The sequence below is a fragment of the Liquorilactobacillus vini DSM 20605 genome (assembly GCF_000255495.1).
Classification (GTDB): domain Bacteria; phylum Bacillota; class Bacilli; order Lactobacillales; family Lactobacillaceae; genus Liquorilactobacillus; species Liquorilactobacillus vini.
In genome coordinates, this window is record NZ_AHYZ01000047.1 from 1 (window position 1) to 738 (window position 738).

1 protein-coding gene is annotated in these 738 nt (G+C 33.3%); it reads right to left on the reverse strand.

Annotated features, from left to right (window positions below; genetic code table 11):
- Window positions 1-324, reverse strand: a 324-nt coding sequence (locus ON15_RS02685; protein WP_010579940.1) for an HTH domain-containing protein, incomplete at its 3' end; no start/stop codon positions are given.
- Window positions 325-738: the final 414 nt, after the last annotated feature.

Sequence of the window (738 nt, forward strand, 5' to 3'; positions counted from 1 at the left end):
ATTAATGTTTTGTTTTTGTGGTGATGAAACTAATAACTGTTTAACAACTTCATTCCTACGTTCAATTGAAGTCAATTCCTTAGAACTATCACCTCTTATAGTGAATTCTTGATTAGTATAATTTTCATAATTTAAGAAGTAGCCTCTTCCCCTTTTCGATTCAATAATTGGTTTATTTCTGTTTCTTTTGTTAATTTTTTTAGTAATTCGTGAAACTGTTTTTATAGAGACTCCCAAATAAGCTGATAACTCTGATCCTGAAATGAAACCACGATGATTCAAAAAATAGTTTATTAAAGCTTTTTTATTATACTCAGTTATCATTGTCTTGCTCCTCTCTACATTTATTATAATAAACCCGCCTTCTAGATAGCGCTTACATAATTTTGTTCTTTAACAAAGGACAAAATTTACAAAAAAGTAAGCGTGAACAAAACCCTGGATCAAATTTGGAGGAATTTGAATATTTTTTAAGGAAGAGCGCCTCAACTATTTCTTAAGTATGACCGTTCTTATGCAGCCATGATTCATGTATTGGGCTATCCTTCTGTTGATGTTTTGTGTTAGTGGCATCAGGAATACTGGATTTTTTGTCAATAACGTGGATACTTTGTAAGCACCTGTGGAGGGCGGTTATAAAATGTAGGAAAAGGGGGGCGGACATAATCCTGGACTAAAAATGAACACAGGAGGAATGTCCATATGTTTTCCCATGAAGAACGTGTCAAAGCTATCCAG